The organism is Pyrococcus woesei (assembly GCF_050496105.1).
Taxonomy (GTDB): Archaea; Methanobacteriota_B; Thermococci; order Thermococcales; family Thermococcaceae; genus Pyrococcus; species Pyrococcus furiosus.
On the sequence record NZ_CP179867.1, the window covers coordinates 872,919 to 892,180 of the forward strand.

Consider the following 19,262-nt stretch of genomic DNA (forward strand, 5'->3'; position numbering starts at 1 on the left):
CTTTTTCATTCTCTTGCATGTTTTAGGATATGGAAGACCTCACTTTTTATTATTTCCAGTCCAGTTTTTACGGCATTAACGCTCCCAGGAAGGGAAAACACGACGACTATCCTTTCTTGTCCTCTTATAATTCCTGCAGTGGCTCTTGTTAAAACTGTTGCATACCCAACTTCTTCATAACTCTTGGCCCTAAAAACCTCTCCAAAGCTCAGCTCCTTATCAAAGAGGGGCTTTATGGACTCTATCGTTATGTCCCTCCTTGTTATTCCAGTTCCACCCGTAGTTACAACTACATCTGCTCCACTCTTTATTGCCTCAAAAAGAGCTATTAATACTTCGATCTTATCATCTGGTACTATTTTGTAGTAAACGTGTTCCCCCAGCTTAGAGAGTTCCTCTATTATGAGTGGACCGCTTTTGTCTTCTCTTTCTCCCTTTGCCCCTTTATCGCTCACCGTTATAACTCCAAACTTGAAAGTTTTTGGTGCTTCCTTCTTGTGCTCTTCAACACCCATGTTATCCACCACTAGAAACTCAGCAAAATAATTAAATAAGTTTTAGGAAAATTAAGAAGCCTTTGAGAGCTTGTAGAGAGCCCACAAGAGAGGCCCATAGACTATTACGATTACTATCAAGGCTGCTATGTAAACCACATCCAACTTTCCTCACCCCAGTAGGAATTGGGAGATGTATATTACCACTATCACTATTGGATATAGGAACTTAACCCAGGGCTTCCAGAGCTCTGGCACTTTAATAAGGGCACCTTTTTGGAGTTCTTCATATGCTCTATCAACTCCCAGCTTTATGAGGGCAAGAGCTGCTATTAATGCTCCTAGGGGACCTACGTATACGGTTGAAATGTTGATGAGCCAATCAAAGTAGGCAGGATAAAGTGCGGAAGGTGCTCCCACCAGGAAAGTTAGCAAGCCTAAAAGCACTGAGGCATTTTTTCTGCTGATTTTGAGCTTTGTTATTGCAGAATCAACATAAACTTCAAGCATCGAAACAGTTGAAGAAAGTCCTGCAAATATTAGCAAGAGGAAGAACAATGCACTGAAGATCATTCCTCCTGGCATTTTTTGGAACACCATTGGCAGGGTTACAAACACTAGCCCTGGGCCAGCTGTGGGCTCAAGGCCAAATGAGAAGACTGCTGGAAAGACTATAAATCCAGCAGTGACCGCTACTGCAGTATCACCGAATGCAGTGGCGATTGCTGATAACGGTATGTCGTCCTCCTCTCTAAGATAGCTTCCATAAACAACCATTGTATTCCCTAAAACACTTAGGGAGAAGAACATCTGAGAGAGTGCTATCATCCATGTTTTTCCACTTGCTATTTTGCTCAGATCTGGTAGTAGGTAGAACTTCAAGCCCTCGTATGCGTTTGGTAGTGTAACGCTCCTAACTGCCAACACGATTAGGAGAACGAAGAGAAGAGGCATCATGATCTTGTTTGCCCTCTCGATTCCTCTCTGAACACCCATAGCTACTATTGCTATTGTTAATGCAATAACTACGAATAGCCACAGGAGGGCCTCCCTGCTAAAGGCGAGGGCGTTAAAGAACTTATCTGGTTCTATCCTTGTTAGCTCACCGCTTAGTGAAGCTATGAAGTATCTGATCACCCATCCGAGCACCAAGGAATAAAAGGCGAATATCATGAGGATAGTTACGTTCACCAGAATCCCTAGATATTTTCCACCTGGTAATGTCTTTTCAAACGCCTCAATTGGCCCGCCCTTTGTTGCTCTTCCAAGCGTCCACTCTACCGTAAGGGCAACTACTCCCACGGCAAACAATAGAACTAAATATGGGATGAGAAATGCAGCTCCTCCATAGAGTCCTGCCCTCATTGGAAACATCCAGATGTTTCCAAGTCCCACAGCACTTCCTATTGCAGCTGCAACAAAACCTACTCTACTCCCCCAAGTTTCCCTTGCCAAAACTTTCACCTCCTAGAAGGTTTGTTAGACAAATCAGGAGAATAAGACTAGAACATCCAAAAACGATCACTCCTGCCTATCATAAGGCATCAATTACTCAAACTGTCCATTTAATATAAAAACATTCTGCTATTTTATTTGTCAAACATTCAGAAAAACTATTATACCCCCTTTCGATGATCATCTACATGGTGGTAAAATGAGACCCAAAGTTGGAGTTCTTCTAAAAATGAAAAGGGAGGCGCTTGAAGAGCTTGAGAAGTATGCCGAGGTAGAGGTTATTCCATATCCATCAGAGGAAGAGCTCAAGAATAAAATCCACGAGTTCGATGGGATTATAGTTTCTCCCGTTACTAAGATAACTAAAGATGTTCTCGAAAAGGCTGAGAGACTAAAGGTTATAAGTTGTCATTCCGCTGGTTATGATCATATTGACGTTGAAGAGGCCACGAGAAAAGGGATTTACGTTACAAAAGTTTCGGGACTGTTAAGCGAAGCCGTGGCTGAGTTTGCAGTTGGTTTATTGATAAATCTAATGAGAAAAATCCACTATGCTGATAAATTGATTAGAAGGGGAGAATGGGAGAGTCATGTGAAGATATGGACTGGCTTTAAGGGTATTGAAAGCTTGTATGGAAAGAAGGTTGGCATCCTTGGCATGGGAGCGATAGGGAAGGCAATTGCAAGAAGGCTAATTCCCTTCGGAGTGGAACTCTACTACTGGTCAAGGCATAGGAAGGTGGATGTTGAAAGTGAACTTCACGCTACCTACATGGACATAGATGAATTGTTGGAGAAGAGCGATATCGTAATACTTGCACTCCCATTAACGAAGGATACCTACCATATAATAAACGAAGAACGTGTGAAAAAGCTCGAAGGAAAATACCTAGTAAACATTGGAAGGGGAGCGTTGGTTGATGAAAGGGCCATAACGGAGGCCATAAAACAAGGAAAATTGAAGGGTTATGCAACAGATGTGTTTGAGAATGAGCCTGTTAGAGAGCATGAGCTCTTTAAGTATGAGTGGGAGACTGTTTTAACTCCCCACTATGCTGGGCTTGCTGTAGAAGCTCAGGAAGATGTAGGGTTTAGGGCAGTTGAAAACCTCATCTCAATATTCAGAGGAATAGTTCCCGAAGATTTAGTAAATAAGGAAGTGTTAAAAATAAGGCCAATTGAAAGTGTAAAGATGCTTTAGGAGGGGGAGAAAGATGAAGCTAATTGAAATGCTAAAGGAGATAACCCAAGTCCCAGGGATTTCAGGGTATGAGGAAAGAGTTAGAGAGAAAATTATTGAATGGATAAAAGACTATGCCGATTATAAAGTTGACGAAATCGGGAATCTAATTGTGGAGCTTGGAGAGGGAGAAGTAAAGGCGGTTTTCATGGCCCACATGGATGAGATTGGCCTTTTAATTACTGGAATTACCCAGGATGGAAAGTTGAGATTTAGAAAAGTCGGAGGGATTGACGACAGGCTTTTATACGGGAGGCACGTTGATGTTATAACGGAAAATGGAAAATTAGATGGAGTTATTGGAGCTCTTCCCCCACACCTCAACGTGAAAGGAGTGAAAGATGTAGTCCCATGGTACCAGCTTACAATAGACATTGGAGCTGAAAGCAAAGAGGAGGCGCTCTCCCTGGGAGTTAAGCCACTTGACTATGCCGTATTTAAGAAACACTTCTCGGTTTTGAACAACAAGATAGTTAGCACAAGAAGCTTAGACGACAGATTTGGTGTTGTGGCTTTAGTTCAAGCTATAAGGAATTTAGTTGACCACGAGTTAAGTGGGAAGTTCATCTTTGCATTCACAGTCCAAGAGGAGATAGGCTTGAAAGGGGCTAAGTTTTTGGCAGAGAAGTATTCCCCTGAATATGCATTTGCCATAGACTCTTTTGCATGTTGCTCTGAGCTGACTGGAGACGTTAGACTTGGAGGAGGGGCTGTGATTAGGGCTGTGGACAACTCAGCAATTTATTCAAGAGATTTGGCCAGGAAAGTATGGGAAATCGCGGAGAAAAATAACATTCCAATTCAGATAGGGGTTACAGGTGGGGGAACGGATGCTTCAGTATTCCAGCACAAGTCCAAGGTCTTGGCTTTGAGCGTTCCAATGAAGTATCTCCACAGTGAAGTTGAGATGCTAAATGTAAAAGATTTAGAGGCACTAATTGCTTTAATAGAAGCAATAACATTTGAGATCTAGGAGGGAAGGCAATGATATTTCTCTTTTTCGTTGGAATAGTTGTAGGAATACTTGCAGCTATGTTTGGCCTTGGTGGAGGCTTTCTAATAGTCCCAACCCTTAACATTTTAGGAGTTGAAATACACAGTGCCATAGGAACCTCAAGCGCAAGCATAGTATTTACCTCTCTCAGCTCCTCTATAGCATACTCCAGACAGCGAAGGATCCACTATAGGGCGGGGATACTTTTAGCGAGTACGGCAATAATTGGGGCCTACATTGGAGCTTGGATGACATCCTTTCTCCCATCGAATCAACTCAAAGTAATTTTCGGTATAACCTTGATTTTTGTCGCATATAGGGTGTATAAGAAAAAGCCAGTAGAGCCAAGCGAAGTTAAGTTAGAAGAGATTAAGCTCAATGAAAAATTAATACCCGTTGGAGGATTTTTCTCAGGAATAGCAAGTGGCCTCCTGGGAGTAGGAGGGGGTATAATAAACGTCCCATTCCTAACCTGGCTTGGAATGCCTATCCACTACGCCGTGGCAACCTCAAGCTTTGCAATAGTGTTCACTTCCCTAAGTGGGGCAATAAAGCATTACATGCTAGGAAATGTTCAGATCATCTGGCTCCCATTCCTCGTTCCTGGGCTTATTATAGGGGCTCAAATTGGGGCTAGACTAGCTAAAAAGACGAGAGCTAAAAGCCTTAAGGGAATGTTTTCAATAGTTATGGCAATATTGGCTGTTAGGATGATACTAAAAGGCCTTGGATTTCCAATACCCTGAGGTGGTAGAATGATAACAAAGGAAGAGATAGAGGAGCTGATTATACAAATAAGAAAGGAACACGGCCTGCCTCTCTCTCCCTTTGAGATAGATGAGATAAGGTATGACAAGGAAGGCGATAAACTTTTCATAATAGCCCACGATAGAACTGACAAAAGCGTTATCATTGGAAGTAGTCTGGTCATAGGAAAGCTGAGGGAAATCTTGGGAGTTAACCTTGTGACGGTTTATACTACTCTTGACTTGCTAGTAAAAAGAGAGACTTTAAAGAAGAGCCTAAAATTTGCAGAGGAGCATGGTCTGGATTTCCTTATTCCAATAATTGAAGCGGAATTTAACTTTCCACCAAGAAACTGGCCCCAAATTAAAAAGAAGGAGAAGGGATTGATTTTCCTCACGTTTAATGCTCCAGCCCTTCTGGGATTTGGAGAATTAATGTTCAAGGAACAAAGCGTATATGGGATAAGATACACATTTCCTAAATTGAATTATAAAGTCGTTGATAGACCTCTGAGGGAGCTATTTTTCCCAGATTCAAGTTTTGTGGCAGAAATTTCAAGAAATGAAAATGTTGAAATTGCAATTTCAGAGTTCCAAGAATGCTGCAAAGTAGAGAAGGATGTTATCTTGATAAATCCAATGAGATTCTTTGGAATAGGTTACTTTGAGACCAAATACTTATTTGGAGAAACAAGACCAGCAGTTTTCCAAAAAGAAGACCTAATAGATTATGTTGTGGAGCAGGTTGGAGATGGCCTTATGGAGGCCACTGATGGTGCCAAGATTATCTGGTGGGGGTGGAAGCATTGATAATAGGAATTGCGGGAAAAATAGCGGCTGGAAAAACTACAGTGGCAAAGATCTTGGAGGAACTTGGATTTTGTAGAATAAGCTGTAGCGAGCCTTTAGTTGACATTTTAACGGGTAACACTCAAGGGTATTCCTGGGTTCCAGAAGTCGAATTCAAGGGTGAGCCAACGAGGGAGAATTTGATTGAGCTGGGGAGGATTCTTAAGGAGAAGTATGGAGAAGACGTTCTAATAAGGCTTGCGGTAGATAAGCTTAGGCATTGTAAGAATATAGTTGTTGATGGCGTAAGGTCCATGGGAGAAGTGAAAGCAATAAAAAAGATGGGAGGAATTTTAATTTACGTAGAGGCCAGACCTGAGATAAGGTTTGAGAGGCTAAAGTTAAGAGGGGCGGAAAAAGATAAGGGAATAAATTCTTTGGAGGATTTGCTAAAGTTTGACGAGTGGGAGGAGAAACTTTACAGCACAACGAAGATAAAGGAAGTGGCGGATATAGTGATAGCGAACGAAGGGACTCTTGAAGACCTTAAAAACAAAGTGATTTCAGCTATAGGGCTAGGAGAACAAGCTCATTAATTGGGCCCACTCCCTTTCATTCCAAATCTTCCTATCTGTGACTATTATTAGTGTCCCACCATTTATGAGAGCGTAATCTCTGATAAGTGCAAGGTACTTGAGGGTGTTTTCGAAGCCATTGTATAGCGAGAGGTATTCAAGGCTGTCAATGACAACTATACCATTCTTAACAGACTGGAGATACTTCCTGGAAAGCTCGAGCATTCTAGGCAAGTTCGTTGGATTAAGGGTGTTTTCATCTTCTTGAATCCGAGTAATGAAGTACGAGTACCAGTTCTCAGGAGGTTTCAAGTTCCTGACAAAAGCTAGAGTGGGGAATTCCTTAAGGCTTGGCATTACCTTATTAAATTCTTGAGTTGTCATAACAACACTTCCGGGGGATAAATTAAGTTGGATTGGCCTCTTGGCGTGTTCTTCTTTGAAATAAACTTCACTTCCAAAAACTACAACAATCCCATAGACTAAGAGCACAACCAATGCTGCTGCAAGCAGGAAACCTATCGGGGTAAACCATTGAACAGGCCTAAGGAAGGGATAGTCCATTTCATGAGCACCTATCGCTATTAATGGAAGTGCCAGCCATAGAATGTCCTTACTGAAAGTTTTCCTGAGTTCAAGGGCAAGTATTCCAGACAACAATATAAAGAACCCCGAGACTCCCCAATTTACTGCTGTTATTCCCCACAATTCAAAATCTATTTTTATCTTGTACAGCAACCATGTGTAGAGGGTAACAATAATTGGGGTAAAGGACATCAAAATGTGGACTGATCTTGAAGCCAAACTTTCCTCTTCACTTCTAAGATAATAGATCGAGCTAAATATTAATGCTGAAGTCAATGCTATCGAGATTTGATTCAAAAAGTAATTACCCAAGAGATCAGAGAACGTATGTAGAGAGTACATTACCAAGGCAGTTGCAAACATTAGCGATGATTTCCTCCTAGTCTTCCGATATACTCTAATAAGGTAACCAGCTCCAGATAGTTTTATTAAAGCCGTGATTACCATTGCAATCTCAAGCATACTCATGTGTTAATCTAGGAAGAAGAAGTATTTTAACGTTACCTTTAAAATTCTCAAACTTAACGTTTATTTGAGTATGGTTAGCAAGCTACTTGCGCTAGAAGCTTACCCAAAGCTTAAAGATATAGACTTCAGGCTACTTAGGGCTGTCGAGCTTAATATGAGACACTATAAATGGGTGCCTCTGGAGGAGATAGCAAAGTTTGCTAGAATAGACTTAGAGAGCGCAAGCTATAGGCTTGGCAAACTCGACAAGTTGGGCCTAGTTATTAGGAGAAGTGACATAGGATACATTGGTTACCAGCTAACTATTCATGGCTATGATGCTTTGGCGATAAGGGCCTTTGCAAAGAAGGGAGTTATCGAGGCCATTAGCTCAACTCACATAGGAGTTGGAAAGGATGCAGATGTTTATGTGGCAATAACTCCCCAGGGAGAGAAAGTTGCCATTAAATTCAACAGAATTGGGGAGAGGACAAGTGCCAGAAAGGCCTATTACCACAGCGACGTCTTTGCAGACAAGCACCACAAGAGCTGGCTTTATGTTTCAAGACTAATAGCGAAGAAGGAACATGAAGCTTTAGTGTTGTTGAGCTCTTTTGCAAAGGTTCCAAAGCCAATAGCATGGAATAGACATGCCATAGTTATGGAGTTCATTGATGGTGTGGAGTTGGCAGAGCTTAGGGACACTGATCTAACGAAAGAAGAAGCAGAGGAAATCCTGGGAAAAGTTTTGGATGAGTATGAGAAGATAGTCAAGTTTGGAATTGTACATGGGGACATGAGCGAGTTTAATATAGTTATAACGAGGGATAACGACATCTTAATAATAGACTGGGCCCAGTATTTGAGCTGTGTAAATCCCGAAAGCTTGGAATTGCTAAAGAGAGATATTTCCGTGTTGTTGAACGCATTTAGAAGGAGATGGGGGGTTAAGAGAGACTTTGAGGAAGAATGGAAGAGATTTTATGAGGCCTGGCAAATAGGGAGAAGGGAAAAGGAAGAAAGCTAAACTCTTATTTCGAATGTTTCGCTCTCGTGTTTTATCACATAGATGTTTTTCTCTCCTGAGCTCTTCTCTTGGAGGATATACCCCCCTGAGACTTCCTTGATCTTGCCGTTAATTGCAATTTCAGTTACATTTGCCAAATGGTTTCTAAATCTAATTGTTCCCTCTCCCCTTCCCACTGGAGTTGCTGTGGCATAGAGCACCTTAATGCCGTTTATTTCCACATTAATTGGGATGTAGAGAACTCCCCTCTTATTAAGCTCAACATTAAACTCGACACCCCTGTATCTAACTTTTCCAGTAACCTTGTCGTCCCTGGGATTTACCACCACCAGATAATTCCCTCTTGGAATTACTATTATGTCTCTGTTTGAGACTTCAAAATCCCTTTCAATCCCTTGGAGCTGGAGTATCTTATCAACAAACTTCCTGTGTAGATCGTGGTAGCTCGAGTAGTACTGAAGCCTGAACCCTAAGACAACTGCAGAACCTTTTCCTTTCCTTACCATAACCCCTACTACTTTATCTCCAACCCAAGCTATAGCTTTCCCTCCTTTAACCTCCCTAACGACGTTTCTGACGACCATCCTGTCTATCTCCTCTGCATCAACGCTGATGTAGGGAATTAACCTCATGTTATCCCTTGCCTTGGCCTTCTCAACTTCAATTCCTAGGAAGTCCCTCAGCTTTGTGTAGGGCTTCATGTTCTCATCAAGGGATGGAAGGGTTGGTAGGATCACGAGGTTTCCTCCCTCTTCCACGTATCTAGCAAGCTTTTCTTGAACTTCTCTGCTCATGAAATCCAGGCTGTAAATCCAAATCTGCTCATATTGGAGCATCTCCTCTACAGTGGAAAGTTCAAGGTCTATGACGTCAAAGGGAACATTGCTCATGGCCAAGAGTGTGAGCAATCCTCTCTCCCCAAAGAGATATTCTTGGAGATTTACGCTCTCTTCGAAGCTTTCTGGCCGATGTCCCCACATGCTTAAGGCTTCATAAGGCTCGTACATCCCAAAGGCAACTTTTGGCTTTAGTTGGGACTCGATGAAGTCCATGTTAGACTTTAAGAACTCGCCAATCCACTTTATTGGTTCCACGTGCTGTCTTTCTCTTCCATCCAATCCTATGGGGGAATACACGTCCCAGGTAGCTCCGTTGTGTGATTCATAACCTTTCGGATTTTCGCCACCCACGTAGAGATAGTAGTTTATGTTGTGGATTCCCAAAGCTGGAAGGAGGGCATAGAGGAGCTCGGCCTCATCCTTCTCTATAACATTGGCGAGGGATGTTTGGGTCTCTATGCTTAGTGGGGGAGTCTTCAGCTTGTTTATGTAATATCTATAAACCCCCGTCTTATAGTAGAGGTGGCCGAGTCTGTCTTCTTTGAAGTCAAATGTTCTGTAGAATGAGTACCAGAACTCCGTCCATAGGTGGATGTCGAGCTTGTGCTTGGTTACGTAGAGGTAAAACTCCTTCCATGCGGCTAAGAGTAAATAGGGATCTAAAATGCTAATTGGAACATCAACGTACTTCTTTATCTTTTCGTAGAGTATCCTTACGTACTCGTTGATCATCCATATCTTGAAGTGATGCCAGTCGAGTATCTTTGGAAGGGGCTCTGAGAATGACGTTGGTGGGACAATCTCAGCATAATCTGAAAACTTCTGACCGTATCTCTCCTCCAATTCATCCAACTGGTAGTTTTCCTTTAGCCAAGAGTGCCAGATCCCATTCTCCTTAACTACTATTTCGTTGTAATCGGTCAAGAATGCCTGGAAGATGGTTTCCCAGTAGGAAGGTTCGTCATCAATCGTCACGTTTATTATAGGCCCCCCATTGGAGTACAGATATTCTTTTATTATAGGAAAAACATTCTCATACCACTTCATTACATATTCCAAGTAAGTGGGATGGAGGTATGTGATTGGAGGATAGTATATATCCCTTGGAAGAGTACCATTCGGGCCTTTTGCAAGTATTTCTGGATGAGAGTTAATCAACCACTCAGGGATGCCTCCATTTTTCCACTCTCCACAAATGTATGGGCCAGGTCTTATGATAACGTAAAAGCCGAGTTTTTGTGCTAGATCAAGAAAACCGACGAGATCTCTTTGGGGGTGAGTTTCGCCAGTAAAGTCGAAGAGTCCTTCTTGGGGCTCGTGCCAATTCCAAGCAATGTACGTATCAATGGTGTTTAGCCCGTGAGACTTCATTTTCTTTAGCATTCTTTCCCAGGAGTTCCTGGGAACTCTAAAATACTGAAGGGTACCTCCATAAACAACAATCCTTTTACCATCAAGAAGATAGGTTTTACCATCATGACTAACCCTCATGTTTACCACCTCACAACTTTATCTAAAAACCTGGGATTGTCTGGATTTAATCCCCGAGCTACGGCTTTATAATAGGAAAGAAGCTGAACCACAGGAAGATAGGGAATTGGGGTTGCATCCTTGCTCAACCTGGGAACCTCTATAGAATAGTCTTGCCCAAACTCCTGTTGAGAATTTGAGATTAATAATACTCTTGCTCTTTGACCTTTGAACTCATTAACGAGCTTCTTATGCCATTCAAAAAGTTCCTGGGCCATTAGCACAACTAGAGTGTTTTCATCTGCTATTGCCTTGAAACCATGTCTTACCTCGAATGTTGGATAAGCTTCACTCCAGAATATCGCCATTTCCTTCATTTTTAGACTGGCCTCTAGGGCCACTGGATATAACAACCCTGAACCCAGGAAGATTACATTTTGGAAATCAAAATCTTCCACTATCTCCTTTATATAATTCTCGTATTCAAGAGCCTTTTCAGTCGCTTTGGCAACTTCAGTGGCCTCTAATAATGGAAGTCCATAAGAGTGTCTCAGTAACTGGAGATATGCAAAGTAAAAGGCTGTAAATGAATGCGTCATCACGACGCTCTCTTCTATAGTGGGAACAACCAGGGAATAATCGCAAGCTCTAGTTAGAGAGCTTTCATAGGCAGAGATTCCAAGCTTTGGAGTATTGATCTTTTCTAGGGCCAGAAGAACTTCTGTTGTTTCTCCTGACCTTGATATCCCAACTACTAGTTCTGGTTTCCCTATTGGATATGCTTCTTTAGAATAGAGGAACTCCGAACAAGGTAGGGCTACTCCAGTTCCTCCGTGCATGTTTGTGACCATTGCTAAGAGCTTGGCTAAAAAGTGGGAAGAGCCGCATCCCAGGTATAGGATGCGGCGTGGTAGTCTTATTTTATCTTTCACCTGATTAAAGCTCTCATCTGCCTTGATTATACCTTTAGGAGTTTGTTTAATCTCTGTTAGCGTTTTCATAAAGCCTCACCCCTTTCATAGAGGTAGCATGCTACGTGGTGGTTTTTTTCTGGTTGGGTTGTTTGTGGTGGTTTTTTGTAGCATTCTTCTCTAGCGTAAGGGCATCTGGGCGCGTACCTGCAGCCTTGAATCTCATAAATCCCTTCCTCTTCCCTCTCAGGCTCAATCCCCTTAAACTCCCACTTCACATTCAAGTCAGGAACACTCTCCAGCAACATTCTCGTGTAGGGGTGTAGGGGGTTGTTGAAGATTTTCTCAGCATCACCCCACTCGACAATCCTCCCCCTGTACATGATCACAACCTTATCACTAATGTAATAACCCAAGGCTAAATCATGTGTAATGAAGATTACTGAAGTCCCAACCCTATCCCTGAATTCGCCCAACAAGTTTAGAATGTCAATTCTAGTTGAAGCATCGAGCATTGACACTGCCTCATCTGCAATCAAGAGTGATGGTTCAACGAGTAATGCCCTGGCAATTAGGATTCTTTGTAATTGCCCTCCACTCAACTGGTGTGGGTATTTTCCCAACACTTCACTGGGGTTAAGGCCTACGCTTTCTAAACTCCTCTTGATCATTTCTTTTTTCTCCTCTTCACCAACATTCCCCAGGAAGTTCTTGAATACTAGGTCGAAGACTCTGTCAACCTTGTGGAGGGGGTTGAAGCTGGCGAAGGGGTCTTGGAAGACTGCCTGCACGTTCTTGTAATAATACCTCCTCAACCTCTCCTTGTCAAAACTCCAAATGTCCTCCCCCTTGAAGAGTATCCTCCCAGAAGTTGGCTTAATCAACCTTAGGATTAGTTTTCCGATTGTAGTCTTCCCACTCCCACTCTCCCCTATCAAGCTTACTATCTCACCCTCCTCAACCTTGAATGATACTCCATCCACTGCCCTAATCTCATATCCACCAAAGAGTCCCGAGGTGAAGGTTTTTGTCACATTCTCGAGTTCAAGCACTTCCCTCACCCCCGAGGAGGTGGCAGGCTGCGTAATGCTCTTTGGAGACTTGGACTAATTTTGGCTCTATTTTTGGACAGTGTTCCATTGCGTAGGGGCATCTTGTGTAGAATCTGCAACCTTGGGGTGGGTTTAGTAGGCTTATTGGATAACCTGGGATTCCGTGGAGTTTTTGCCTCTTGTAGTGTACACCCATTCTTGGGAGGGAGTCGAGGAGCATTTGCGTGTAGGGGTGGGCTGGGGATTCTAAAACCTCCTCCATTGGCCCGATTTCAACAACCTTCCCCGCGTACATCACCATAACCCTGTCTGCAATCTGTTTTAGCAAGGCTAGATCGTGTGTAACGAAGATTATTGATTTTACAATCCCCTCCTGCATGAAGTAGTGGAGTAATTCAATGACAACTCTTTGTGTTGTCACGTCTAGGGCTGATGTTAGCTCATCAGCAATTAGCAAGTCTGGGTTTAGGAGGGTTGAGACTACCATTGTGGCTCTCTGCCTCATTCCTCCACTCAATTCCACTGGGTACATTTCGGCGACCTTTGGTGAGAGTTTTACCATGCTTAGTCTTTCTTTCAAGAGTTTTTCGACTTCCTCTCTATCTTGCATGCCGTGTTCTCTTGCTAAATCCCATACTATGTCCTTGATTTTTTTCGTTGGGTTTAGGGCGTTCATTGCGTATTGTGGGATTATTGATAACTCCTTGTATTGGATTTTTCTTGCCTCCTCCCTCGAGAGTTTCATTAAATCCTTCCCCTTGAAGATTGCCTTCCCACCCTTGTGTGTCATTGGTGGTTTTCTGAGGATTAGGGAGTGGACGAGGGTTGATTTCCCACAACCGCTCTCTCCAGCAATTCCAAACACTTCCCCCTTCTTGACTTCGAAACTTACTCCATCAACTGCTTTTACAAATCCGATTGGGGTTGAGTAGTAAATCTTGAGATTCTCAACCTTAAGCATCTCACTCCCTCCTCAACCTCGGATTAAACACCTCCTCAAGACCGAGATTCACAAAGAACAACGCTGTGATTATGAGAGTTATAAACAATCCTGGTGGAATGAACCACCACCACCAGCCGAACTGAAGGGCGTTGTGCATAATTGCTTTTTGAAGTATTACTCCCAGGGAGACCATAGTTGTTGGTCCTAGTCCTATGAAATCTAGGGTTGCTGAAGCCAAGATTGCTCCACTAACTTGGAGGATCCCAGCCATGAAGATGTAGGAGATCATATTGGGAAGAATGTCTTCCATTATTATTCTGAGATCTCCAAGTCCCATTATCTTAGAGAGGTGGACGAATTCCCTATTCTTTAGCGAGAGCGTTTGTGCTCTAACTGATCTAGCTACCCATGGCCAGTTTGTTAATCCTATTATAAGGGCTTGAATTTCGGGGCTTCTAGCTTCAAGATAAGCGGCCACTAGGATTAGGAGTACTATTGAGGGAATTACCAGCATTATGTTGACGAACATCATTAAGATTTCATCTACTAGACCTCCCTTGTAACCTGAGACAAAACCTATTGTTATTCCCATTAGCGTCCCTATTATTGCGGCTAAAAACGCTATCCATAGAGATGTTCTGAGGCCATAGACGAGCTGAGCGTAGAGGTCTTTTCCTTCCTTATCTGTTCCCAGGATGTGCAGGACTTCGACGCTTTTTCCAGTGTATGTAGTTATGTTTTCCCTGGTCATTGGAGGAAGAGTTTTAGTTGAGTAAGAGGCAATCTTGATTTTACCCACTTGTTCATAATACAACCCATCACTTGCAAATGATGTAAAGAGTGGGCCGATTAGTCCAAAGATTATGAATGCCATCAATACTCCAAATCCAAACTTGAATTTGTTATTTTTGAAGGCAAGCTTTATTGTTTCCATTCATCATCCCTCCGTATAGCTAGCCCTAACACGTGGGTCAATGAGGGCATAGACGATATCTATCAGGAAGTTGGCGACGAGAACTGAGATTACGATCATTAGAAAACCCCCTTGGAGAAGAAAATAGTCTTGGCTCATTGCAGCTCTCATTAAAAGGACCCCCACTCCTGGATAGTTAAAGACGATCTCAGTAGCTATCGCTCCTGCTACCATTAAACCGAGCTGGAGCGCAAGTCCTGTAATTTGAGGCAGAATTGCATTCTTGTATGCATGTTTTGTCATTAGCTTTTCACTTGCTCCAAGGGCCTCCAAGTATCTTACGTAATCTGCTTCTAACTCGTATATTATCATATTTCTCATACCAATTGCCCAGCTGCCAATCATTACGACAAATAAGCTGAGAAATGGCATTATCCAGTGTTTGAGGAAATCCACGATGAATCTTAGAGAAAGGCTTGGAACTAGGTTAGGGCTGTAGGCCCCTTGATAAGGAAGGATTCCTGCCTTTACACCAACGAAGTATACGAGGAGCATTGCAAACCAGAAGTATGGCATGCTGGCTAGGAAATAAAATAGGGGCATCATATATGTGTCGTATCTTTTGTTCTTGCCTGCTAGTGCCCCCAACCAGTTTCCTATCACCCAGCTTAATACTATAGCTGGGAACAAAATTGCAATGTCATATGGGAGGGCATTCTTAAGTAACCTTGAAACGGGAGCTCTATAAAGTATGCTGTATCCCAAATCCCCTTTGAAGAGGGCCACCCAGAAGCTAACAAACTGAGCGTAAAGGGGCTTATTTAATCCATATAATTCTTCATAAAATCTCAATAATATTTCCCTCTCTTGGGGAGATAATCCTAAGGCAGAATTAATCATAATTTGAATTGGATCCCCGGGCATGAGCCTGGGAAGTAACCAGTTTAAAGTTACAGCAAAAATAAACGTCAGGAGGTAAACAATAATTTTCCTCTTTAGATATTCTTTAAACCCCATAACACTCCCCCCTAGAAAAATTTAGAAAAAGAAGAAACTCAACGCCTCCTCCTTCTTAGAAGGAGTGGGACTACAGCTAGACCTACTAAAATTGCGGGCCCACAAATTCCTTCAGTTTCTGTTGGTGACGTTGCAGTCTCTGTTGGAGTTTGAGTTACTGTAACGGTTTGAACTACTGTTTTAGTTTTCTCCTGGGTAACTGTCTCGGTCTTCTCCTGGATAACTGTGGAAGTAGTTGGGCTTACTGCTTTTGCTGGTCTAACTCCCAGGAAGGCTAGAGCTGTACCCCAGGTACCAAAGCCTGGCCAGAAGATGGGTACACCATACGGATTGTCTTCATTTGGCCAGTTGGCCCAGTATTGGGTGTTTGCTTCATAGAATAATGTACCCATGTAGAGTGGGACTGCTGGAATGTCTTGGAGCCATATCTTTGTCAGCTCGGCAAGAAGTTGAACTTGCTTTGCTTCATCTGGTGTCTTTGCAAGTTCATCGAGCAACTCATTTGCCTTTGAATTGTAGTAGTTGCCAAAGTTTGCTCCACCCTTCTCTTGGTCACTCTTGTAGTAGAGGAGGTCGTAATAGACGCTGTATGGATCGGGCTTAAACGTTCCAGCCCAGTGCATTGTTAAATCAAATTCACCTGCTTGTTGCTTGCTAACCATTGTTCCCCAATCGTACTTCTTGACGTCAACCTTTATTCCCACTGCTTTTAGCTGGTTAACTACAATTTCTACAGCCTGCATCCAGTCACTACATACTCCACATGCGGCAAATGTTAGAACAAGATCCTGTCCATTATACTCCCTTATTCCATCTCCATCAATGTCTTTGATTCCAGCTTGGTCTAATAGTTCAGCGGCTTCACTTGGGTTACAGTACTTCCATCCATACTTCTCAATTAGCTGGCTAACCCCTATCTTCTCCTTCCATGGCTTCATGACGTTACCCAGTGGAGTTTGGTCTGGGAGGTCACTGATTGGACCTTGTTTGACTATTTGAGAGGGACAAATTGCCTCAGCTATGGCCTTTCTTACAAGTGGATTGTCTAGAGGCTTGTGCTTAACGTTAAAATACATGATAACAGGAACAACGGGTGGGAAGTAGGGTGGCCTATCGAGCCAGCTGACTATGTAGGGGTTCTGCTTCTTGAGTTCAACTATATCCACGTAATAAGTACCTACATCAAGATCCCCCTTAAGGAACATGTTTGCTGCTTGATCATTTGAACCAACGTAAAGCTGGACTATGTACTTGGGACTTGGTAGTCCAAAGTACTTCGCACCCCACCAATCGTCGTTTCTCACGAATATTGCCTTTTGTTGTTCGACAACTTTGTAAAGTTTATATGCCCCTGAACCAACCAAGTATTTTTGCTCAGCTCCCAAGAATGTCATCTGGGTGACCTGTTGGGGATCGAGATCTTTGAAGATGTGTTCTGGAAGAATTAAAACACTATAAAGCTCGTTTCTCCATGCCCAGACGTTTGGAGTCCCACTAAAAACAAATTGTACTGTTCTGTCGTCTACAACTTTAATCTCAGTAAGTCCATACCTTGACCAGTCCTTAAGTCCGACTTTCTCGTAGTATTCAAATGAGAACTTAACATCATTAGCTGTTAAAGACTTGCCATCTTGCCATTTAGTTCCTTCTCTTAGCTTAACTTCAAATACATTGTTGTTTACCCACTTTCCATAGTCTGCAAGCCAAGGAATGAGTCTGTTTTCATGAAGTTCAACATAAACAGTGGTTCAAACACCAACCCGGCTATTGGTATTATGTTACTCCCCTGAAGGGGATTTGCATTGGTTGGCGGGGAGCTATTGGCGGTATACAGTGTTTCTTCTCTTGGAAGTTCTTCTGCTGCAAGAACTACTCCAAGATTGCTCAAAACTAGGGCAGCAACTAAAACTGTAGCAAGGTATTTCTTCATAGCATGTCACCTCATTATAATTTAGTCAGATTTATAAAAAATTGAGATCCTATATAAACTTTTTGGTTATAACTAGGTAAGGATTGAACGTGCCAAGTCCTATAGCTAGATTTAATATGGTGGAAGATGCAAAATTATAAAAACACTGAAACATATAATTCTGTAAGGGGAAGTTTATGGAATTTTACTGGGGAGTCGTTCAATCGGCATTCCAGTTTGAAATGGGAGATCCCTATAGAAAAAACATAGACACTAGAAGTGATTGGTGGCATTGGGTCAGAGACCCATACAACATTAAAAATGAGCTCGTCAGTGGAGATTTACCTGAAGAAGGAATAAACAACTATGACCTTTATGAGATAGACCACAGATTGGCCAAAGATCTAGGTTTAAACGCTTACCAATTAACGATAGAATGGAGCAGAATTTTTCCATGCCCTACTTTTAGCGTAGATGTTAAGGTTGAGAGGGATGGGTATGGGCTGATAAAAAGGATAAAGATAAAAAAAGAAAACCTGGAGGAACTTGACCAACTCGCTAATCATAGGGAAGTAGAACACTACCTAAATGTCTTTAAGAAACTTAAAAAAGCTTGGATTCACAACATTCGTTACATTAAATCATCAGACTAATCCAATATGGATCCACGATCCAATAGCAGTTAGAGCAAATTTTCAGAAGGCTAGGGCAAGGGGATGGGTAGATGAGAAAACAATAGTGGAATTTGTAAAATATGTTGCCTATGTAGCTTGGAAGTTTGATCAATACGTTGATTATTGGGCAACATTTGATGAGCCGATGGTAACAGTTGAGCTCGGGTATTTGGCACCGTACGTTGGCTGGCCTCCGGGGATCCTTAATCCATCTGCAGCCAAAAGAGCGATAATTAATCAGATAGTGGCTCATGCTAGGGCATATGATGCAATAAAAGAATATTCATCTAAACCTGTTGGAATAATCCTCAACATAATTCCGGCGTATCCATTTGATCCAAATGATCCCAAGCATGTAAAAGCCGCAGAGAACTATGATCTTTTCCACAATAGGTTGTTCTTAGAGGCGGTAAATAGAGGAAATGTTGACCTAGAAGTTACAGGTGAATACACCAAAATCCCACACTTAAAGAGAAATGATTGGATTGGAAACAACTATTACACCAGAGAAGTTGTTAAGCACATCGAACCAAAATATGAAGAGTTGCCATTAGTTACATTTGTTGGAGTTGAAGGGTACGGATACTCTGGAAATCCAAACAGCATATCACCAGATAATAATCCAACAAGCGATTTTGGTTGGGAGGTATTTCCCCAAGGTCTCTATGATTCTACTCTGGAAGCTGCAGAATATAAAAAGGATATCTTCATAACAGAAAATGGTATTGCTGATTCAAAAGATATACTAAGGCCAAGATACATTGTTGACCACGTTAGAGAAGTTAAAAGGTTGATAGAAAATGGAATAAAGGTGGGAGGATACTTCCACTGGGCACTGACTGACAACTATGAATGGGCTATGGGATTTAAAATTAGATTTGGGTTATACGAAGTAGATCTAATAACTAAAGAAAGAATTCCAAGAAGGAGAAGTGTTGAAACATATAAAATGATTGTAGCGGAGGGGATTGAATGAAGACAATAGCAGTCGATGAAACTACGTGGAAAAAAATTAAGATGCTTAAGGACAAAATGGAAGCCAGATCATATGATGAAGTCCTGCAAAGACTAATAGAGACTTGGCATCTCGTTGAATTGGACAAAAAAGTCGATAAAATAATACTAAATGACGAAGAAGCAGAAACCTTAATCACCATGCTAAAGAAAAAGAAGGGGAGTTAA

16 protein-coding genes and 2 pseudogenes are annotated in these 19,262 nt (G+C 42.2%); 8 read left to right on the forward strand and 10 right to left on the reverse strand.

Going from position 1 to position 19,262, the window contains the following annotated elements:
• Nucleotides 1–5 precede the first annotated feature (5 nt).
• On the reverse strand, nt 6–515 hold the full coding sequence (locus ACMFNG_RS04880) for a MogA/MoaB family molybdenum cofactor biosynthesis protein (protein ID WP_011011486.1): 510 nt from the start codon (nt 513–515) through the stop codon (nt 6–8).
• 150 nt (nt 516–665) lie between these two features.
• Nucleotides 666–1,958 (reverse strand): sodium-dependent transporter, encoded by a 1,293-nt coding sequence (locus ACMFNG_RS04885; RefSeq protein ID WP_011011485.1) that lies wholly within the window; start codon nt 1,956–1,958, stop codon nt 666–668.
• A gap of 190 nt (nt 1,959–2,148) precedes the next feature.
• On the opposite strand from ACMFNG_RS04885, the gene ACMFNG_RS04890 reads away from it, so the two are divergent.
• The 5 genes from ACMFNG_RS04890 to ACMFNG_RS04910 are packed head-to-tail and all read left to right on the forward strand — an operon-like array spanning nt 2,149 to nt 6,314.
• The gene (locus ACMFNG_RS04890) at nt 2,149–3,150 is read left to right on the forward strand and encodes an NAD(P)-dependent oxidoreductase (protein ID WP_011011484.1); all 1,002 of its coding nucleotides are present in this window, start codon (nt 2,149–2,151) and stop codon (nt 3,148–3,150) included.
• Nucleotides 3,151–3,163: 13 nt separating this feature from the next.
• Nucleotides 3,164–4,162, forward strand: a complete 999-nt coding sequence (locus tag ACMFNG_RS04895) for a M20/M25/M40 family metallo-hydrolase (protein WP_011011483.1) — start codon at nt 3,164–3,166, stop codon at nt 4,160–4,162.
• An 11-nt stretch (nt 4,163–4,173) separates the two neighbouring features.
• Nucleotides 4,174–4,929 (forward strand): sulfite exporter TauE/SafE family protein, encoded by a 756-nt coding sequence (locus ACMFNG_RS04900; RefSeq protein ID WP_430515244.1) that lies wholly within the window; start codon nt 4,174–4,176, stop codon nt 4,927–4,929.
• Between the two features lie 9 nt (nt 4,930–4,938).
• Nucleotides 4,939–5,739: a hypothetical protein gene (locus ACMFNG_RS04905; RefSeq protein WP_430515245.1), complete on the forward strand. Its 801-nt coding sequence runs from the start codon at nt 4,939–4,941 to the stop codon at nt 5,737–5,739.
• Complete coding sequence (locus tag ACMFNG_RS04910; protein ID WP_430515246.1) at nt 5,736–6,314, forward strand: AAA family ATPase; 579 nt, start codon at nt 5,736–5,738, stop codon at nt 6,312–6,314. The genes ACMFNG_RS04905 and ACMFNG_RS04910 overlap by 4 nt, the downstream gene beginning before the upstream one ends.
• Here the strand turns inward: ACMFNG_RS04910 and ACMFNG_RS04915 are convergent.
• Entirely contained in the window at nt 6,294–7,346 is a 1,053-nt protein-coding gene (locus ACMFNG_RS04915; protein ID WP_430515247.1) for a DUF835 domain-containing protein, read from the reverse strand. The genes ACMFNG_RS04910 and ACMFNG_RS04915 overlap by 21 nt on opposite strands.
• A gap of 70 nt (nt 7,347–7,416) precedes the next feature.
• On the opposite strand from ACMFNG_RS04915, the gene ACMFNG_RS04920 reads away from it, so the two are divergent.
• A complete protein-coding gene (locus tag ACMFNG_RS04920; RefSeq protein ID WP_430515248.1) occupies nt 7,417–8,352 on the forward strand; it encodes an RIO1 family regulatory kinase/ATPase in 936 nt (311 codons plus the stop codon).
• Here the strand turns inward: ACMFNG_RS04920 and glmA are convergent.
• From glmA to ACMFNG_RS04955, 7 genes and pseudogenes are all read right to left on the reverse strand, one after another.
• The gene (gene glmA, locus ACMFNG_RS04925) at nt 8,349–10,682 is read right to left on the reverse strand and encodes an exo-beta-D-glucosaminidase (RefSeq protein ID WP_014835124.1); all 2,334 of its coding nucleotides are present in this window, start codon (nt 10,680–10,682) and stop codon (nt 8,349–8,351) included. The genes ACMFNG_RS04920 and glmA overlap by 4 nt on opposite strands.
• Nucleotides 10,683–10,684: 2 nt before the next feature.
• Nucleotides 10,685–11,662: a glucosamine-6-phosphate deaminase gene (gene glmD, locus ACMFNG_RS04930; protein ID WP_011011476.1), complete on the reverse strand. Its 978-nt coding sequence runs from the start codon at nt 11,660–11,662 to the stop codon at nt 10,685–10,687.
• Nucleotides 11,659–12,624, reverse strand: a complete 966-nt coding sequence (locus tag ACMFNG_RS04935) for an ABC transporter ATP-binding protein (RefSeq protein WP_011011475.1) — start codon at nt 12,622–12,624, stop codon at nt 11,659–11,661. The genes glmD and ACMFNG_RS04935 overlap by 4 nt, the downstream gene beginning before the upstream one ends.
• Entirely contained in the window at nt 12,617–13,585 is a 969-nt protein-coding gene (locus tag ACMFNG_RS04940; protein ID WP_011012353.1) for an ABC transporter ATP-binding protein, read from the reverse strand. The genes ACMFNG_RS04935 and ACMFNG_RS04940 overlap by 8 nt, the downstream gene beginning before the upstream one ends.
• 1 nt (nt 13,586) lies before the next feature.
• Nucleotides 13,587–14,501, reverse strand: a complete 915-nt coding sequence (locus ACMFNG_RS04945) for an ABC transporter permease (protein WP_288072420.1) — start codon at nt 14,499–14,501, stop codon at nt 13,587–13,589.
• Between the two features lie 3 nt (nt 14,502–14,504).
• Nucleotides 14,505–15,497: an ABC transporter permease gene (locus ACMFNG_RS04950; protein WP_430515249.1), complete on the reverse strand. Its 993-nt coding sequence runs from the start codon at nt 15,495–15,497 to the stop codon at nt 14,505–14,507.
• A gap of 38 nt (nt 15,498–15,535) precedes the next feature.
• Nucleotides 15,536–17,427 (reverse strand): annotated as a pseudogene (locus ACMFNG_RS04955) (ABC transporter substrate-binding protein).
• 176 nt (nt 17,428–17,603) lie between these two features.
• Between ACMFNG_RS04955 and bgaS the strand changes: the two are divergent.
• Both bgaS and ACMFNG_RS04965 read left to right on the forward strand, forming a co-directional pair.
• Nucleotides 17,604–19,056: pseudogene (bgaS, locus tag ACMFNG_RS04960) on the forward strand (beta-galactosidase BgaS).
• Nucleotides 19,053–19,262 carry a hypothetical protein gene (locus tag ACMFNG_RS04965; protein ID WP_288072409.1) on the forward strand — a complete coding sequence of 70 codons (210 nt, stop codon included), beginning with the start codon at nt 19,053–19,055 and terminating at the stop codon, nt 19,260–19,262. The pseudogene bgaS and the gene ACMFNG_RS04965 overlap by 4 nt, the downstream one beginning before the upstream one ends.

Bases quoted from the DNA above. Each gene is read 5' to 3' on its own strand.
- ACMFNG_RS04880 (WP_011011486.1), bottom strand. From the start codon at position 515: ATGGGTGTTGAAGAGCACAAGAAGGAAGCACCAAAAACTTTCAAGTTT.
- ACMFNG_RS04900 (WP_430515244.1), top strand. From the start codon at position 4,174: ATGATATTTCTCTTTTTCGTTGGAATAGTTGTAGGAATACTTGCAGCT.
- glmD (WP_011011476.1), bottom strand. From the start codon at position 11,662: ATGAAAACGCTAACAGAGATTAAACAAACTCCTAAAGGTATAATCAAG.
- ACMFNG_RS04940 (WP_011012353.1), bottom strand. From the start codon at position 13,585: ATGCTTAAGGTTGAGAATCTCAAGATTTACTACTCAACCCCAATCGGA.
- ACMFNG_RS04965 (WP_288072409.1), top strand. From the start codon at position 19,053: ATGAAGACAATAGCAGTCGATGAAACTACGTGGAAAAAAATTAAGATG.
- glmA (WP_014835124.1), bottom strand. From the start codon at position 10,682: ATGAGGGTTAGTCATGATGGTAAAACCTATCTTCTTGATGGTAAAAGG.
- ACMFNG_RS04945 (WP_288072420.1), bottom strand. From the start codon at position 14,501: ATGGAAACAATAAAGCTTGCCTTCAAAAATAACAAATTCAAGTTTGGA.
- ACMFNG_RS04905 (WP_430515245.1), top strand. From the start codon at position 4,939: ATGATAACAAAGGAAGAGATAGAGGAGCTGATTATACAAATAAGAAAG.
- ACMFNG_RS04890 (WP_011011484.1), top strand. From the start codon at position 2,149: ATGAGACCCAAAGTTGGAGTTCTTCTAAAAATGAAAAGGGAGGCGCTT.
- ACMFNG_RS04920 (WP_430515248.1), top strand. From the start codon at position 7,417: ATGGTTAGCAAGCTACTTGCGCTAGAAGCTTACCCAAAGCTTAAAGAT.
- ACMFNG_RS04950 (WP_430515249.1), bottom strand. From the start codon at position 15,497: ATGGGGTTTAAAGAATATCTAAAGAGGAAAATTATTGTTTACCTCCTG.
- ACMFNG_RS04915 (WP_430515247.1), bottom strand. From the start codon at position 7,346: ATGAGTATGCTTGAGATTGCAATGGTAATCACGGCTTTAATAAAACTA.
- ACMFNG_RS04895 (WP_011011483.1), top strand. From the start codon at position 3,164: ATGAAGCTAATTGAAATGCTAAAGGAGATAACCCAAGTCCCAGGGATT.